Origin of the sequence: Bacillus sp. RC252, from assembly GCF_044909215.1 — a bacterium.
GTDB classification, from domain to species: domain Bacteria; phylum Bacillota; class Bacilli; order Bacillales; family Bacillaceae_G; genus Bacillus_A; species Bacillus_A mycoides.
Map to the genome: position 1 here is coordinate 15,535 of NZ_JBIYDV010000001.1, position 16,475 is coordinate 32,009.

Sequence of the window (16,475 nt, forward strand, 5' to 3'; positions counted from 1 at the left end):
TATTTCATTACAGTGCAAGTTATGTTTTAAAATTTAACCAAACTCTTTGTATAATAAGAAGAGAAAGATAATGAGAGAGGAGCACATACCTATGCATCCATTTGTAAAGGCACTACAAGAGCATTTTACAGCTCATCAAAATCCCGAAAAAGCAGAACCGATGGCACGTTATATGAAAAATCACTTCCCGTTTCTCGGTATTCAAACTCCTGAGAGAAGACAGTTATTGAAAGACATCATTCAAATACATACTCTCCCAGATAAAAAGGACTTCCAAATTATCATGCGTGAACTTTGGGACCTACCAGAACGTGAATTTCAAGCTGCCGCACTCGATATCATGCAAAAATATAAAAAACACATAAATGAAACTCACATCCCATTTCTAGAAGAACTTATTGTCACAAAATCTTGGTGGGATTCTGTTGATAGCATCGTCCCTACATTTTTAGGTGCTATCTTTTTAAAACATCCAGAATTAATTTCCGCATATATTCCAAAGTGGATTGCATCAGAAAACATATGGTTACAACGTGCCGCTATTTTATTCCAGCTAAAATATAAACAAAAAATGGATGAAGAACTCCTTTTCTGGATTATCGGACAACTACATTCCTCAAAAGAATTTTTCATTCAAAAAGCAATCGGCTGGGTCCTTCGCGAATATGCAAAAACGAAACCAGATGTAGTATGGGAATACGTTCAAAACAACGAACTCGCTCCATTAAGTAAACGCGAAGCAATTAAGCACATTAAGCAAAATTACGGAATAAATAACGAAAAAATAGGCGAGACTCTATCCTAGATGGGCACGTTCCTCTATTGAGATTTAAAAAAGAACGTGTTAAAATATGTTCATTATTATTAATATAAGTAGCGATGACGGACTTATAAGTACTTGCATAAAAAGCGATTCAGGGATAGTGAAAGCCTGAAGCTGCGAGGAAACGGCAGTCTCGAGCAATACGTGATAAAGTGGATGCACATTTTGTGTATCAACTAGGGTGGAACCGCGGGCAAACGCTCGTCCCTAGGCGATTAAGCCTTGGGACGAGCGTTTTTTTATGTTTTTTAAAGCATATATTGCTCGTTTCCAAAGTACCCATCACGTCATCGCAAATACGTTAACTTTCAAAAGGAGGATTTTATTATGTATTCAATGGAACAAGTTGTAAACTTAGCGAAACATCGCGGTTTCGTTTTCCCTGGTTCTGAAATTTACGGTGGTCTTGCAAACACATGGGATTACGGTCCACTTGGAATCGAATTAAAAAATAACGTCAAAAAAGCTTGGTGGAAAAAATTCATTCAAGAATCTCCACACAACGTTGGTTTAGATGCTGCTATTTTAATGAACCCAAAAACTTGGATCGCTTCTGGTCACGTTGGTAACTTTAATGATCCAATGATCGACTGTAAAAAATGTAAAGCTCGTCACCGTGCTGACAAATTAATTGAAGATGCATTAGACGCAAAAGGTATCGAAATGGTCGTTGACGGTCTTACTTTCGACCAAATGGCTGACTTAATGAAAGAACATGAAGTAAAATGCCCAGATTGCGGTAGCCAAGAATTCACGGAAATCCGTCAGTTCAACTTAATGTTCAAAACATTCCAAGGTGTTACAGAGTCTAGCACAAACGAAATCTTCCTTCGTCCTGAAACAGCACAAGGTATTTTCGTAAACTTTAAAAACGTACAACGCTCTATGCGTAAGAAACTTCCATTTGGTATCGGCCAAATCGGTAAAAGTTTCCGTAACGAAATCACACCTGGTAACTTCACATTCCGTACACGTGAATTCGAACAAATGGAACTTGAATTCTTCTGTAAGCCTGGTGAAGATTTAGAGTGGTTCGCATTCTGGCGTGAAACTTGTAAAAACTGGTTACTTTCACTTGGTATGACTGAAGAAAGCATGCGTCTTCGTGACCACGGTGAAGACGAATTATCTCACTATAGTAACGCGACAACTGATATTGAATTCAGATTCCCATTCGGTTGGGGCGAACTATGGGGCGTTGCATCTCGTACAGATTTCGATTTAAAACGTCATATGGAACACTCTAACGAAGACTTTAACTATATCGATCCACAAACGAATGAGCGTTACGTGCCGTACTGCATCGAGCCATCTCTAGGTGCAGACCGTGTAACATTAGCATTCTTATGTGATGCATATGAAGAAGAGCAATTAGAAAACGATTCTCGTACAGTTCTTCGTTTCCACCCTGCTTTAGCACCATATAAAGCAGCTATCTTACCATTATCTAAAAAGCTATCTGAAGGTGCTACTGAAGTATTCGCAGAACTAGCTAAAGACTTCATGGTAGACTTTGATGAAACTGGTTCTATCGGTAAACGTTACCGTCGTCAAGACGAAATCGGTACTCCATTCTGTATCACATACGACTTCGACTCTGTTGAAGACAAAGCTGTTACAGTACGTGACCGTGACACAATGGAACAAGTTCGTATGCCAATTAGCGAACTAAAAGGTTTCTTAGAGAAGAAAATCCAGTTCTAATTATAAAGTGAAACTTTAATCAGTGGGGGTTTTGTTCATCCCCCACTGATTATTAGCCCTCACCAATCGGGCATTTACGGGCAGTTAATCTCCAACCTGAATTTTGAGGTGGGCGTTTTACTGCCCACAAATAGCGGGATAAGAAAAGAGGCTGCTCATCAGAGCTGCCTCTTTTCTATTTTTCACGTTTTTCTTTAATTGCTACTGTACATCTTGAAATACATAATAAGTCATCATTTTCATCAATGATGCGAATATCCCAAACCATTGTCGATTGTCCTCTATGTATCGGTGTTCCAATTGCTGTTACAATTCCATCTTTCTTTGAGCGAATATGATTTGCATTAATTTCTAATCCGAAACAAATACATTTTTCTTGATCAATTAAATTGTATGAACCAACACTTGCCACAGTTTCTGCTAATGCAACAGATGCACCGCCATGTAAAAATCCAAACGGCTGATGCGTACGTTCATCAACAGGCATTGTAGCAACTACTTTATCCTCTGTCATTTCTAACAACTCAATTCCAAGCGAATCCATTAAAGTTTTTGACATATCGTTTTCAACCTCTCTCCCTTTAGATCAAATGTATAATTTTACCTGTTTAATTTCAAACTACCTATAACACTTATATAAGGAGGTTTCACCTAAATGAAACAGAAATTTTGTATACTATTGCTTATGTTCTCCTTGCTGACTATTGTACCAAATTGTGCAATAGCAGCCAAAGCATCCAACCTGACAATCAATGTTAAGACTGTAACGCAAAAAGGTAAGAAACCTTATATAGAATATCAAATTAATAGGCCTTCCTTTCACAACTTTTCTGATTCGAAATTTCAAAATAAGCTGAATTCCTATTACAAAAACTCTACTACTAAATTTAAAAGTAAATTAGAAAAAGAAGCGAAGAAATATTATGAAGAAACAGAAGGATCTAGCACACCTTTTCATCCATACGTTGCAAATGTTGACTATAAAGTAGCTTTAAACAAACCACCTTTCCTAAGTCTATATGTGAATTACTATCAATATACAGGCGGAGCGCACGGACTGTATACGTGGAAGGCAAATACATTTGATTTAAACGAAAAAAAATTATTACACTTAGACGATTTATTTCAACAAGAGGATACATATAAAGAAATAATTCGCACAGAGATTGTAAGACAAATTAAACAAAATGAAAGCATTTATTTTCCTGATGCAGTCGAAAAAGTAACGAGCACTAAAAAGTTTCACTACTTTTTAGAACCGGATAATCTTGTAATTTATTTCTCTTTATATGAAATTGCTCCTTATTCAAGCGGAATTCCGCAGTTTCGTATTCCATACACATTGCTTAGAGACTATTTAAAGCCTTCTTATCAAAATATTTTGATTGACAACAAGTAAATATTTTCGCTACGATAATGTTAACCTAAACACAACTGGAGGTTAACATTATGAAGAAGCTTCATGTTTTAGATTTAGCATTAGCTGCCATGTTCGTCGCTCTTATGGCTATTGGTGCAAATATTGTATCGTGGGCACCATTCTTACAAATAGCGGGCATTCCATTATCTATGCAACCATTTTTCGCAATTTTAGCAGGTCTTCTTCTTGGGAGTAGACTTGGGGCATTATCAATGACTGTTTACATGCTTGTTGGAGTAGCAGGTGCGCCAATCTTCGCTAACTTCAAAGCTGGATTTGGAGCACTTTTAGATCCTACTGGTGGTTTTATTATCGCATTTATTATCGTTGCTTACGTATCAGGAAAACTAGTAGAACAAAAAGAGCGACCAACATTCAGCACCTTTGCAATTGCTTCTTTCGTCGGAATCATTTTAACGTATATTATCGGTACTACTTATATGTACGGGGCAGTCAATATTTTCATGGGTGGTAATATGAGTTATAAAGCTGCCTGGATGATTATGATGTGGTTCGCAGTAAAGGATATTGCGTTTACAATTATCGGCGCTATTATCGCACCTCGCATATACTATGCTGTACGTCGTTCCGCTTATCAGCATTCTCATTCGACGATTTCATAATAAACAAGGAGCTGTTCCTATTGGAACAGCTCCTTGTTTATTATATTAAGACTCTTGCTTCATTTGCTCGTCTAAAACTTTCTTCATCATTACTAGCATATCATCACGTAATTCTGGGTGCTGCAATGCCATTTCAATTGTCGTTTGAACGAATCCTAATTTTTCACCAACGTCATAACGCTTTCCTTCAAAATCATATGCAAATACACGTTGAATTTCATTTAAGCTTTGAATGGCATCCGTTAACTGAATTTCGCCACCCGCTCCAACTTGTTGCTGTTCCAAGAACATAAAGATTTCAGGAGTTAAAATGTAACGTCCCATAATCGCTAAGTTTGAAGGCGCAGTACCTTGCGCTGGTTTTTCAACGAATTTACGAACTTGATAACGACGTCCCTCTTGCTCTAACGGATCAATAATTCCGTAGCGATGTGTTTCTGCTTCAGGAACAGTTTGTACACCAATAACAGAAGAAAGTGTTTTGTCATACTCGTCCATTAATTGACGTAAACATGGTTTTTCAGCTTGAACGATATCATCGCCTAATAATACTGCAAACGGCTCATCACCAATGAATTTACGTGCGCACCAAACAGCATGTCCTAATCCTTTTGGTTCTTTTTGTCGAATGTAATGGATATCTACCATTTTAGAAGAAGCTTGTACTTTTTCAAGTAACTCATACTTTTTCTTCTCTAATAAGTTTTGCTCTAATTCAAATGCGTTATCAAAATGATCTTCGATAGAGCGCTTTCCTTTACCAGTAACGATAATAATATCTTCGATGCCTGATTTTACTGCTTCTTCTACGATGTATTGAATTGTTGGTTTATCTACAATTGGAAGCATTTCTTTTGGCATTGCTTTCGTTGCTGGTAAAAAGCGTGTTCCTAATCCCGCTGCCGGGATAATTGCTTTTCTCACTTTTTTCATGACAAATACCCTCGCTTTTCATTCTAATTCTCTTAGTAAAGTGCAAATTTATAACACTCGCTCGTAATAATCCTCTACATCAAACAAAACTACATGAAAAGAGGAGGCCGTTCTCCGTTCTCCTCTTTTCCTATCAGTAGCATTCTATTCTATTATAAACGATTCATAATATCTTCTTTAATAGTAAGTAACTTTTGTTCACTATTTTGTAAGGAATCATCTTGTACACCAAAGTAGAATTTAATTTTCGGCTCTGTTCCAGATGGACGTAAGCAGAACCAAGAACCATCTGCTAATTGATATTTTAACACATTTGATTTCGGTAAGTGAATCTCTTCCTTATTTCCATCTTGTAACGTTGTAATGGTGCTTTCCTTATAATCCTCAACTGCAACGACTGTTAAACCAGCTACTTCTTTCGGAGGATTCCCGCGGAATGTTGCCATCATCTTTTGAATCTGTTCGGCACCATCTTTTCCTTTTAACGTTAACGATACAAGGTCCTCACGGAAGAACCCATACTTCTTAAATACTTCTAACAGGCCATCGTATAACGTTTTACCTTGTGATTTGTAGTACGCAGCTACTTCACATACAAATAGGACGGATTGCACCGCATCTTTATCACGGCAGAATGGACGGATTAAATAACCATAACTTTCCTCATAACCGAATTGGAATTCATATTGTCCGCTTTCTTCATACTGTTTAATTTTTTCACCGATAAATTTAAATCCAGTTAACGTATCAACTGTATCTAAACCGTATGCTTTTGCGATTGTGCGGCCAATTTCAGACGTTACGATTGTTTTTAAAACAACACCGTTTTCTGGAAGCGTTCCGTTTTCCTTCTTTTGTGATAATAAGTAATCCAGCATTAACGCACCTGTTTGGTTACCAGTTAATACTTGGAACTCACCATCGTGATTGCGAACTGCTACACCTAGACGGTCTGCATCAGGATCTGTTGCGATTAACACGTCTGCGCCTACTTTTTCACCGTCGCGAATTGCATACTCAAACGCTGCATGCTCTTCTGGGTTTGGTGATTTTACTGTAGAGAAATTTGGATCTGGTAACTCTTGCTCTTTTACAACAGTTACATCTGTAAATCCAACTTCTTCTAAACCACGGCGTACCGAAATATTTGATGTTCCATGCAATGGTGTAAAGACGATTTTTAAATCTTTTCCTACTTCTTTCACCATCTCTTTATTAATAATGACATTGTTCAATTCTGCTGCATAAGCATCATCTACTTCTTGTCCAATTATATGTAATAAACCGTCAGCTTTTAATTGCTCAACATCAGCAACTTCAACTGTTAATTCATTCTCTACTGCATTTACGTAGCTAATTAACTCATCAGCTTCTTTTGGAGGCAATTGTCCACCATCGTCACCATATACTTTATAACCATTATATTCAGGCGGATTATGGCTTGCCGTAAGAACGATTCCACTTGCTGTATGTAAATGACGAACTGCGAAAGAAAGCACTGGTGTTGGACGTAAGCTTTCAAATACATATGTTGTAATACCGTGTGCACCAAGAGTAGCAGCTACTTCCATTGCGAATTCAGGTGATTTATGACGAGAATCATACGCGACAACAACACCGCGTTTTTTCGCTTCTTCACCTAATTTTTCAATAAACATAGCTAATCCTTTTGTTGCTTTACGAACTGTATATACATTTAAACGGTTCGTACCAGCACCAAGTTCACCACGCATACCACCTGTGCCGAACTCTAGATTTTTATAAAAGCTATCCTCGATTTTCTTCTCATCTTGCTTCATGTTTTCTAGCTGTTCTTTTAATTCTGCGTCTAATTCTGCATATGAAAGCCAGCGACTAAATTCTTGTTTCCAATTCATACTTCCATCTCCTCTCGCCTGTCGTACCTTCATTATATGAAAAAAACAACCTGAATCTCAATATTTTTTAAAATCTAGCAGGATTTTACTATAAATATTTGTATACACTATGGTTAAATACTCCACCAAAGGGAATGAGGATTATGCAAGAATGGGGCTTGTCAGAAGAGCTCAAAATAAAAACAAAGCAGATGATTGAAATTGCTGAAAAAGAATTATCAAACATGAAGCATGCAATCGATAAAGAAGATGAATGTATTTTATGTAAAATGGAAGATATTCATCATATGTTAACAAATGTACAGACGTTAGCAGCTACATATTATATTCAAGCATATTTATCACCTTATACGGAAAGTTCACATTTCATCACTACAGCTGTCCAACATTTAAGCGCTCGAAAACACGGTGCTCTTATTATTGTGGAACGAAGTGACGCTCTTGATTCTTTCATTCAAACTGGAACGACATTAAACGCACACTTAACCGCGCCACTACTTGAATCGATTTTTTATCCAGGGAACCCTCTTCATGACGGAGCCGTTCTCATTAAAAATAATCATATTGTCTCAGCAGCTAATATTCTCCCATTAACAAAAAGCATGGAAATCAATCCTGAGCTAGGAACACGTCATAGGGCCGCAATTGGCTTATCCGAGAAAATTGATGCACTTATATTAGTTGTCTCTGAGGAAACAGGGCGTACTTCATTCGCATTAGGCGGGACGTTATATACGATTTCTTTATAGGACGAATCTTTCACTATATAGCACTTTTTGGAACGGTAAAATAATAAATGAAATTATATGAACCGTAACTCCAAATATATCGACGTTTCGACAAGGAGTATCGACTTACCGACAAAAACTTACAATAGTCATACCATATCAATAAGAAAAGGCTATCCCAAAAATTTGAGACAGCCTTTTCTTCAAAAATTATTCTTCTCCGAAACGCTCAACAAGTGTTGCAAGTGTACGCACCATTGCACCTGTTGCTCCAGATGGTCCTAAATCATGTGCTCCTGATGTTTCAGATGTTCCAGCGATGTCTAAGTGTACCCATGGTGTTTCTTCTGCAAATTCACCAATGAATGTCCCAGCCATAACCGCATGTCCTTCACGGCCTGGTGAGTTATTTAAATCAGCAAATTTACTGTTTTTGACACGTTCTTTATCACGTTCAAAAATCGGCAATTGCCAAATTGGCTCATCCGTTTCCATAGAAGCCTCTAACACTTGTTCAAACAACTCTTCATTATTTGTCATCGCGCCTGTTGTATGATTTCCAAGTGCAACAATTACACCGCCTGTTAATGTTGCAACATCAACTAAGTAATTTGCGCCAAGTTTCTTCGCATACGTAATACCGTCAGCTAACGCTAGGCGACCTTCTGCATCTGTATTTAATACTTCAATTGTTTTTCCGCTCATAGATGTAATAACATCATCTGGCTTAAATGCTGTACCACTTACAACGTTGTCAGTTGATGGAATAACAGCAATTACATTTTGCTCGGGGCGAAGTTCACCGATGATCTCCATCGCGCCAAGAACAGCTGCAGCTCCGCCCATATCACCTTTCATACCAACCATGCCTTCACGTGGCTTTAAAGAATAACCGCCTGTATCATATGTAATCCCTTTTCCAACAAATCCAATTACATCTTTCCACTCTTCTTTTCCTTTATAAATAAGAGCGATCATTTTTGGAGGTTCAGTAGATCCTTGGTTTACTGCAAGTAATGCACCCATACCAAGCTCTTCCATCTCTTCTTTCTCAAGAACCTTATAATCCATATCGTATTTTTCTGCTAATTCAACTGCATACTCAGCAAGCTTTGTCGCTGTTAATACGTTTGGCGGCATATTTACAAGCGTACGAGCTGAATTCGTTGCACGTCCATGTACGTATCCTACCGTTAATGCTGCTTCAATTTCTTGTGCATCTTCTGCTGTAATAGCCGTAAACTTCTCTAATTCTACACGATCCTTTTTATCTGTTTTATACGTTTGTAATTCATATGTACCAAGACCTTGTACTTCTGCCGCAATATGAGCTACATCAATCGCATCTAATTTATCTGTCACGAAAGAATCAAGTAAGATTGCTGCATCTTGTACTTTTGCTGCTTGTAACGCTTTAAACGCCTTACCAAGAGCCGCACGTAACGTTTCTGTTGTATATGACTCTTTCTTACCTAAACCAACAAAATAATAACGTTTAACATTTGTTTTTCCTAAGCTATGTACTTTTGAAATGGCTTTCTTCTTAGTTGAAAGTTCTTTTTCTTCTAATAAAACTTGTAATTGTCCTTCAAACGCTTTATCCAGTTCTTGTACAAAGCTACTCGTTTTATCTTCTTCAAATAAGGCAACAATTACCGCTTCATGACTTACTAATTCTTTTTGTACTTGAAACATGTTCAGACCCCCTAAATTTCTCTACGTCCATTATAACTTTATTTTCGATAAAATGCGACAATTCTAAATTCTGTCATTTCATATAAAGTGAAACTTTAATCAGCCCGCACCAATCGGGCGTTTACGGGCAGCAGGGCTCCCCCCTAACTTCTTTGCCCCAGCTGAATTTTTAGGTGGGAGTTTTACCGGCCGCAAATAGCAGGATAAAGATGCTATCTCCAATATCTTCTATGGTGAAATAAGACAAGAAAAAAGTCTAGCGTTATTGCCACTAGACTATCTTTGTTTTAAATATTGTCCACGAAACACTTGCATCGTTTCGTCTTGATTTAACATCGTCAACTCTTCTTCCGAAAACTTACCATTTCCTATTTTCACTATATACACATTTACTTTTTTCTTACCCCATTGGCTATAAACATCTTTCACCGTATCATAATATAAATCGAGACGATTTCCTTTTATAGCACCGCCCTTATCAGCTACAACACCATATCCGTAACCTGGCACGAATAGAATTGTCCCAAGCGGGAATACGCGTAAATCGGCAGCGATTGTGGAATATAAATCCCTTTTTGCTTTAACACCTGAATATGTAATGCCATACTCTGGATGCCCCGGCCTCTTTCCAGTTGACTCTATACCTGATGTATAACCAGTTGCAGTCATTTCTATAACACGATATTTAGACCAGTCATTTGCCTGTTCTAAAGCATTTATCACTTCTTTACTCGGAGCAACTTTTTTCTCAATTTCTGCTGCATGTACTTCTTTTACACTTGTTCCTTCATATGATCTTATAATCTCTAATAAAGAAACTCCTGTGAAAGCCTGCCATGTTACGCATAATGCGAATGCAAGTAAACAAGTCATCATAATGCGAATACAATATCGTTTTAACATTTTTATATTCCACACTCCTTCATCGTTAATCATTCCCTATACGATGAAGGAATATGCAAAAAAATAATCTCCAAATTGATTGGAGATTAAAACATTTGATATCCACTTTTTCGAAGTTTTTTAATTATGATTCCTGCTAAAGCAGCACCTACTAATCCAGTAGATAGAATAAACACATCTGCGTGTCCTAAATGCGATACACTTGTCCCAAATGAAGAAAATGTTTCTTTTGGCTTTGAAAAATATTCCCATACACTCGCTTTATTAATAATAAGCATACAAATAATTGGATATACAATAACCATTACCCACGTAGCTCGCAAAATCATGTTGAGTAAAAATCCAATTCCAAAAAATAAAATAAAGAACAACATCATTGAAATAAGTAGTACCGGTATACTCACTTCTTCTCCCTCTCCTTCGCATACGCCGTAAACACATGATAAGCCGTATAACCAAATTGCTCTCCTGGATTTAATGTTTTGTCCATTTCAAAATGCGACTCTGCTCTTCCTTCTAATAAATATTTGATGAGTACAGAAGTATTTTGATCATCTGCAATATTTTCCGGATGTAAAAAAGCTACTTCCGACAATTCTTTCTCCTGTACGATAACGTCTTCTCCCTCTGGCTCTAGAAGAAAAATAATCATATTATCACTAATTTCATTATGAATAACACCTGAGCGAATACCAATGATCCCCTTTACATGAGCAACAATGCCTGTCTCTTCCAATATTTCACGTTTCACAGCTTCATCAACAGTCTCGCCTTCATTAACAAAACCAGCAGGTAAAGACCATTGCCCTTTCAATCCACCGTATTTTTTCTTAACGAATAGCCATCTCCCATCTTCTGTAGCTACTAAGCCACTGACAGCTAACCACACTTTCCCTCGCTTCCCCATGATGTAACCTCCTCCATCAAAACGAACAGAATATTCTTTCTTTTTGTTTATTATACTATATTTTCAATACGAAAAAAGCAGAAACAGCTCATAGCCGTTTCTGCTTTTTCTACTATATATTAAAAGAACTTCAATTTACCTTTTTTAAGAACTAATAAAGGTCCGCCTAGTAAGAATAAGTAACGGTTGTCAATTACTTTCTTCATGAATGAAGCTTTCCAACCTGTTAACTTTTTGCCCATAACAACGCCCATTGCATCGTCATGACCTAATGAACATACAGATCCTTTATTATCAAATGCGAACTTTTTCATTTCACCTTTGCCGCGAACTAACACAGTTAAATTGTGTGCAATATTATAACCTTCTTGAATTGCAATCTGTGCTGTTGGTGGGTATGGACGGTTAATTTCTTCGTTGATGATTAACGCTGCATCACCAACCATGAATACATCTTCATGACCTGGAGCGTGCATGTACTCATCCACTTTAATACGTCCGCGCATTGCTTCAAATCCAGACTCTTCCACAATACCATTACCACGAACACCTGCAGCCCAAACTACAGTTTCAGATTTAAGAAGTTCAGCATCATCACCGTTTGCAACGATAATACCTTCTTCAGTTGCTTCCTTAATTGCTGTACCGATGCGGAATTCTACACCTTTTTTCTCAAGTTGTTTTACAGCGTACTCTACTAATGCTGGATCGAAACCAGGAAGTGCTGTTGGAGCAGCTTCTACACAGATGATACGTGCTTTTTCACGTGGAACATCATACTCTTTGCAAAGTTCAGGAATACGGTTTGCAAGCTCACCTACGTACTCGATACCAGTAAATCCAGCGCCACCAACAACGATTGTTACTAACTCATCACGTTTTTCAGTCGCATATTGAGCGAATTTTTCTTCCATATGCTCACGAATTTGACGAGTTGCATTAATGTTAGTGATTGAGAATGCATGCTCTTTTAATCCTTTAATTCCGAACGTTTCTGATTCGAAACCAAGACCGATTACTAAGTAATCATACTCTAATTCACCATCTTTTAAGATAATACGTTTTTCAGCAGCTTTAATCTCTACTACTGTATCTTGTACAAAGTTCACTTTATTTGTATCGATAACGTCTTGAATATCTAGACAGATTTTATCATCTTGTAATGTACCAGCTGCACTCTCATGTAACCAAGTTGCTTGGTAGTGATAGCTGTTGTTGTTTACTAACGTAATTTCAGCTTCACTTACAGATAATGTTTTTTGCAGACGAACAGTCGTAATCATCCCGCCATAACCTGCACCTAAAACTACGATTTTTGGAGTCTTCACTAAATCACAACCCTTTTCTTTATATAATAGTAATAAAAAATAATACCAAGTACTAAAAACTCTATTTGTCAAGAATGTGGAATTTATCACATTCTATATCATAACAAAACGCAGTCAAAAAATCGTACGAAATTTGTCATAGAAATTTAACATAATACTTCCCTATATTAGTCGGTTTCATTCCATAATTCAAGCACCTAGAGAATTATCAATATTTTAAAATAACATAGCGTTTTCAAGGGTTTTTCAGCCTTTTTTTCATGTATTTTCCTTTCGCTATATTTTATACAATTCTAAAACATCTATGCGCAAACTTACTTATTATTCAGTCGTTTCCAGAAGTATTATTAACTGAAATATGCTATCATTTATTTGAAAGTGTCATCATTTGCAGGATTTTCATGTACATATGAACAATATATGAAATCAATATTAAAATTCCATCATCTATAGGGGGAATGAAAATGACAGAAAATCAAAAAGTTTACGACATAACGATTATTGGTGGTGGCCCAACAGGACTATTCACCGCATTTTATGGCGGAATGAGACAAGCAAGTGTAAAAATTATTGAAAGCTTACCTCAACTTGGAGGGCAATTATCCGCACTATATCCCGAAAAATATATTTATGATGTAGCTGGATTCCCAAAAGTGCGCGCACAAGAGTTAGTTGATAACTTAAAAGAACAAATGAAAAAGTTCGATCCAACTGTTTGCTTAGAAGAAGCTGTTGATACGCTTGAAAAACAAGCTGACGGTATATTTAAACTTGTTACAAATAAACAAACTCACTACTCTAAATCTGTCATTATTACTGCTGGTAATGGTGCTTTCCAACCACGCCGCTTAGAATTAGAAGGCACAGCAAAATATGAAAAGAAAAACTTACATTATTTCGTTGATGATATGAATAAATTTGCTGGAAAACGCGTCGTTGTATTCGGCGGTGGTGACTCAGCAGTAGATTGGACAATGATGTTAGAACCGATTGCGGACAAAGTTACAATTGCTCATCGCCGCGATAAATTCCGTGCACATGAACATAGCGTAGAAAGCTTAATGAATTCCCGTGCAGAAGTAAGCACACCTTACGTTCCAGTTGAACTTATCGGTGATGATACTATTGAACAAGTTGTTCTTCAGCACGTAAAAACAGAAGAAAAAATTATCATCGATGTTGATGACGTAATCGTAAACTACGGCTTCGTTTCTTCACTTGGTCCAATTAAAAATTGGGGCTTAGATATTCAAAAGAACAGCATCCTCGTGAACTCAAAAATGGAAACAAATATTCCTGGCATTTACGCTGCTGGTGACATTTGTACATATGAAGGAAAAGTAAAACTCATTGCTTGCGGCTTTGGTGAAGCACCGACAGCAGTAAACAATGCAAAAGCTTACTTCGATCCAAACGCAAAACTTCAACCAATGCATAGCTCAAGTATGTTTTAATATAGAAATGAAAAGAGCTCCTTTTACATGAAAGGAGTTCTTTTGTTATAAAGATCCCTAATCCAAATTACCTCTCTTTCTTCACAGCTATGTACTTTAGAAAAAAATACCACATACTCCTAAAATATGTTACAATAAAACAGAACGTACGTTTCATTCAATGGAGGGGAATTTTATCATGAAAGAACCTATTATCATTAAGAAAGAAGCTTTCCAAGCAATCGGCGTTTCTATTACGACGAAAAATGAGAAAGAAGCATCTACTGAAGGAAAAATCCCACAACTTTGGAACCAATACTTCCAAGAACAAATCATGCATCACATCCCAAATCAACAAACAAAAGAAACATTCGCTTTCTACTCAAACTACGAATCAGATGAAACTGGTACATATCAATTTACTATTGGCATGCCTGTTTCTTCATTAAAAGACGTTCCTGAAAATATGACAACTTTAACAATACCTACTGCTACGTATGCGGTATTTACAACGAGAAAAGGTCCTGTGTCTGAAGTCGTTTGTGAAGCTTGGGAATATATTTGGCAATGGTCGAAAGAAAACAAACGTGCTTTTACAACAGACTTTGAGCTTTATGACGAAAATGCAGTAGATCCAAATAACGTACAAGTGGATATTTATATCGCTTTAGCGTGAATGACAAAAAAGAAGATACCCTTTGGTATCTTCTTTTTTGTCGTTAAATAGCCACTGTGCAAATTCATTATTATTGTCTACAATGAGAAAGTGCAGTATAGAAATATTAGAAACTGTATAAAACGATTGTTAATAGGTTTTTCAGTCTAAATTTGGTACATAGAAAGGAAGCAATATGGAGGAACTACAACAAAATAAATCTGCTTTAGAAGGAAGCGGAAAACCGTTATTAAAAAATACGAATTTCCTTTTTCTTTGGGCAGCTACTCTCTTTTCAAGTTTTGCTTTAGCCTTTTTTACTTTTTCACAAACATGGTACATAGCAAAAACATTAAACCTTGAGGCTTCACTCGGTATTGTTTTCGTGGCTCTTAGTGTTCCAAGGCTCATCTTTATGATTATCGGCGGAGCATTAGCTGATAAATTCCCGAAAAAAAATATTATGTTTTACTCTAATATTATTCGCGCTATTCTTGTCGCAACCATTCTCACCTGGTTCATCGTCGGTGATGTAACACTATATACATTTGCTTTGTTCGCTTTGTTCTTCGGACTTGCTGACGCTTTCTTCTGGTCAGCAGATGGATCTATTCTGCCTGAACTTGTAGAAAAAAGCCGTTTAACACAAGCAAATTCACTTACTCAAATGACAAACCAAGGATCGGTCATCTTGGGCCCTGTACTTGGCGGTATTCTCATTAAATTTACGAACTATGAAACAATCTTTTCAATTACAATCCTGCTACTCATTATCGCTGCGATACTCGTTCAAAAAATACAATTTACAGTACCCGAAAAAAATGAAACAGATAAAGGCATGTTTACTTCTATTAAAGAGGGAATTTTATATGTAAAAGAATCACCATTTCTTTCAACTTTCCTTATATGTAGCGCCTTTTTAAATTTATTTTTAATCGGCCCAATGCAAGTAGGCTTCCCGCTCTTCGTCAAAAACGTTCTGCACGGTGATTCACTTCAGTTTAGTTACTTAGAAGCGTCTGTTGGCGGCGGGATGGCGATAGGAGCTGTCATTGTCGGATTAAAAAACATTAACCGCAGACGTGGTCTATTTTGTATTATCATGATGCTACTGTCTGGTGTATTCTTCCTAGCCATCAACTTTAGCACTGTACTTTGGCAAGCGTTATTAGCTGGAATGTTTTACGGTATTACAATTGCGATGGCTATCGTTCCACTTATGGCGATGATTCAATCAACAGTAAAAGAAGAGATGATGGGACGCGTTATGAGCTTACTCATGCTTTCATCGATGGGATTCATTCCACTCTCTTACGCATTTACATCGCTTGCACTTGGGATAGGCATTCCAATTGTAACGGTTATGAAAAGCGGTGCAATCGCTGTTATCGTCTTTGTACTATTTGTAGCAATTCGTGTTCCAGTTGTAAGAAAGTTCGATTAGCT

Annotated in this window: 16 protein-coding genes; 8 read left to right on the forward strand and 8 right to left on the reverse strand. The window is 37.1% G+C overall.

The window, feature by feature from the left end:
• Positions 1–91: 91 nt before the first annotated feature.
• Together ABH960_RS00095 and ABH960_RS00100 are read left to right on the forward strand one after the other, a co-directional pair.
• Positions 92–805 (forward strand): DNA alkylation repair protein, encoded by a 714-nt coding sequence (locus tag ABH960_RS00095; RefSeq protein WP_404441856.1) that lies wholly within the window; start codon positions 92–94, stop codon positions 803–805.
• A 345-nt stretch (positions 806–1,150) separates the two neighbouring features.
• Complete coding sequence (locus tag ABH960_RS00100) at positions 1,151–2,527, forward strand: glycine--tRNA ligase (RefSeq protein WP_002015863.1); 1,377 nt, start codon at positions 1,151–1,153, stop codon at positions 2,525–2,527.
• A gap of 175 nt (positions 2,528–2,702) precedes the next feature.
• On the opposite strand, the gene ABH960_RS00105 is transcribed toward ABH960_RS00100, so the two are convergent.
• Positions 2,703–3,086 (reverse strand): hotdog fold thioesterase, encoded by a 384-nt coding sequence (locus ABH960_RS00105; RefSeq protein ID WP_404441858.1) that lies wholly within the window; start codon positions 3,084–3,086, stop codon positions 2,703–2,705.
• Between the two features lie 96 nt (positions 3,087–3,182).
• On the opposite strand from ABH960_RS00105, the gene ABH960_RS00110 reads away from it, so the two are divergent.
• Positions 3,183–3,926, forward strand: coding sequence for a DUF3298 and DUF4163 domain-containing protein (locus tag ABH960_RS00110; RefSeq protein ID WP_404441860.1), 744 nt, complete (start codon positions 3,183–3,185; stop codon positions 3,924–3,926).
• A 50-nt stretch (positions 3,927–3,976) separates the two neighbouring features.
• Complete coding sequence (locus ABH960_RS00115) at positions 3,977–4,570, forward strand: biotin transporter BioY (RefSeq protein WP_078185138.1); 594 nt, start codon at positions 3,977–3,979, stop codon at positions 4,568–4,570.
• Between the two features lie 45 nt (positions 4,571–4,615).
• Here the strand turns inward: ABH960_RS00115 and galU are convergent, their stop codons facing one another.
• Positions 4,616–5,503 (reverse strand): UTP--glucose-1-phosphate uridylyltransferase GalU, encoded by an 888-nt coding sequence (gene galU / locus ABH960_RS00120; protein ID WP_002015869.1) that lies wholly within the window; start codon positions 5,501–5,503, stop codon positions 4,616–4,618.
• Positions 5,504–5,655: 152 nt separating this feature from the next.
• On the reverse strand, positions 5,656–7,380 hold the full coding sequence (locus ABH960_RS00125; protein ID WP_404441862.1) for a phospho-sugar mutase: 1,725 nt from the start codon (positions 7,378–7,380) through the stop codon (positions 5,656–5,658).
• A 143-nt stretch (positions 7,381–7,523) separates the two neighbouring features.
• Here ABH960_RS00125 and cdaS point away from each other — a divergent pair, with 143 nt between their 5' ends.
• Positions 7,524–8,129, forward strand: coding sequence for a sporulation-specific diadenylate cyclase CdaS (gene cdaS, locus ABH960_RS00130; protein ID WP_002067925.1), 606 nt, complete (start codon positions 7,524–7,526; stop codon positions 8,127–8,129).
• 189 nt (positions 8,130–8,318) lie between these two features.
• On the opposite strand, the gene pepA is transcribed toward cdaS, so the two are convergent.
• The 5 genes from pepA to ABH960_RS00155 all read right to left on the reverse strand — a co-directional run bounded on the left by pepA (position 8,319) and on the right by ABH960_RS00155 (position 12,941).
• Positions 8,319–9,803 (reverse strand): cytosol aminopeptidase, encoded by a 1,485-nt coding sequence (pepA, locus tag ABH960_RS00135; protein WP_002139343.1) that lies wholly within the window; start codon positions 9,801–9,803, stop codon positions 8,319–8,321.
• A gap of 276 nt (positions 9,804–10,079) precedes the next feature.
• On the reverse strand, positions 10,080–10,706 hold the full coding sequence (locus ABH960_RS00140) for a 3D domain-containing protein (protein WP_002143595.1): 627 nt from the start codon (positions 10,704–10,706) through the stop codon (positions 10,080–10,082).
• 86 nt (positions 10,707–10,792) lie between these two features.
• Positions 10,793–11,110, reverse strand: coding sequence for a YuiB family protein (locus tag ABH960_RS00145; RefSeq protein ID WP_404441865.1), 318 nt, complete (start codon positions 11,108–11,110; stop codon positions 10,793–10,795).
• The gene (locus tag ABH960_RS00150; RefSeq protein WP_002015875.1) at positions 11,107–11,613 is read right to left on the reverse strand and encodes an NUDIX hydrolase; all 507 of its coding nucleotides are present in this window, start codon (positions 11,611–11,613) and stop codon (positions 11,107–11,109) included. Before ABH960_RS00150 ends, ABH960_RS00145 begins: the two co-directional genes overlap by 4 nt.
• A 119-nt stretch (positions 11,614–11,732) precedes the next feature.
• Positions 11,733–12,941, reverse strand: coding sequence for an NAD(P)/FAD-dependent oxidoreductase (locus ABH960_RS00155; protein ID WP_002067919.1), 1,209 nt, complete (start codon positions 12,939–12,941; stop codon positions 11,733–11,735).
• A gap of 464 nt (positions 12,942–13,405) precedes the next feature.
• On the opposite strand from ABH960_RS00155, the gene ABH960_RS00160 reads away from it, so the two are divergent.
• From ABH960_RS00160 to ABH960_RS00170, 3 genes are all read left to right on the forward strand, one after another.
• Complete coding sequence (locus tag ABH960_RS00160) at positions 13,406–14,395, forward strand: NAD(P)/FAD-dependent oxidoreductase (RefSeq protein WP_061690105.1); 990 nt, start codon at positions 13,406–13,408, stop codon at positions 14,393–14,395.
• 178 nt (positions 14,396–14,573) lie between these two features.
• Positions 14,574–15,050 (forward strand): GyrI-like domain-containing protein, encoded by a 477-nt coding sequence (locus tag ABH960_RS00165; RefSeq protein ID WP_404441868.1) that lies wholly within the window; start codon positions 14,574–14,576, stop codon positions 15,048–15,050.
• 175 nt (positions 15,051–15,225) lie between these two features.
• Positions 15,226–16,473: an MFS transporter gene (locus ABH960_RS00170; protein ID WP_098168722.1), complete on the forward strand. Its 1,248-nt coding sequence runs from the start codon at positions 15,226–15,228 to the stop codon at positions 16,471–16,473.
• Positions 16,474–16,475 lie beyond the last annotated feature (2 nt).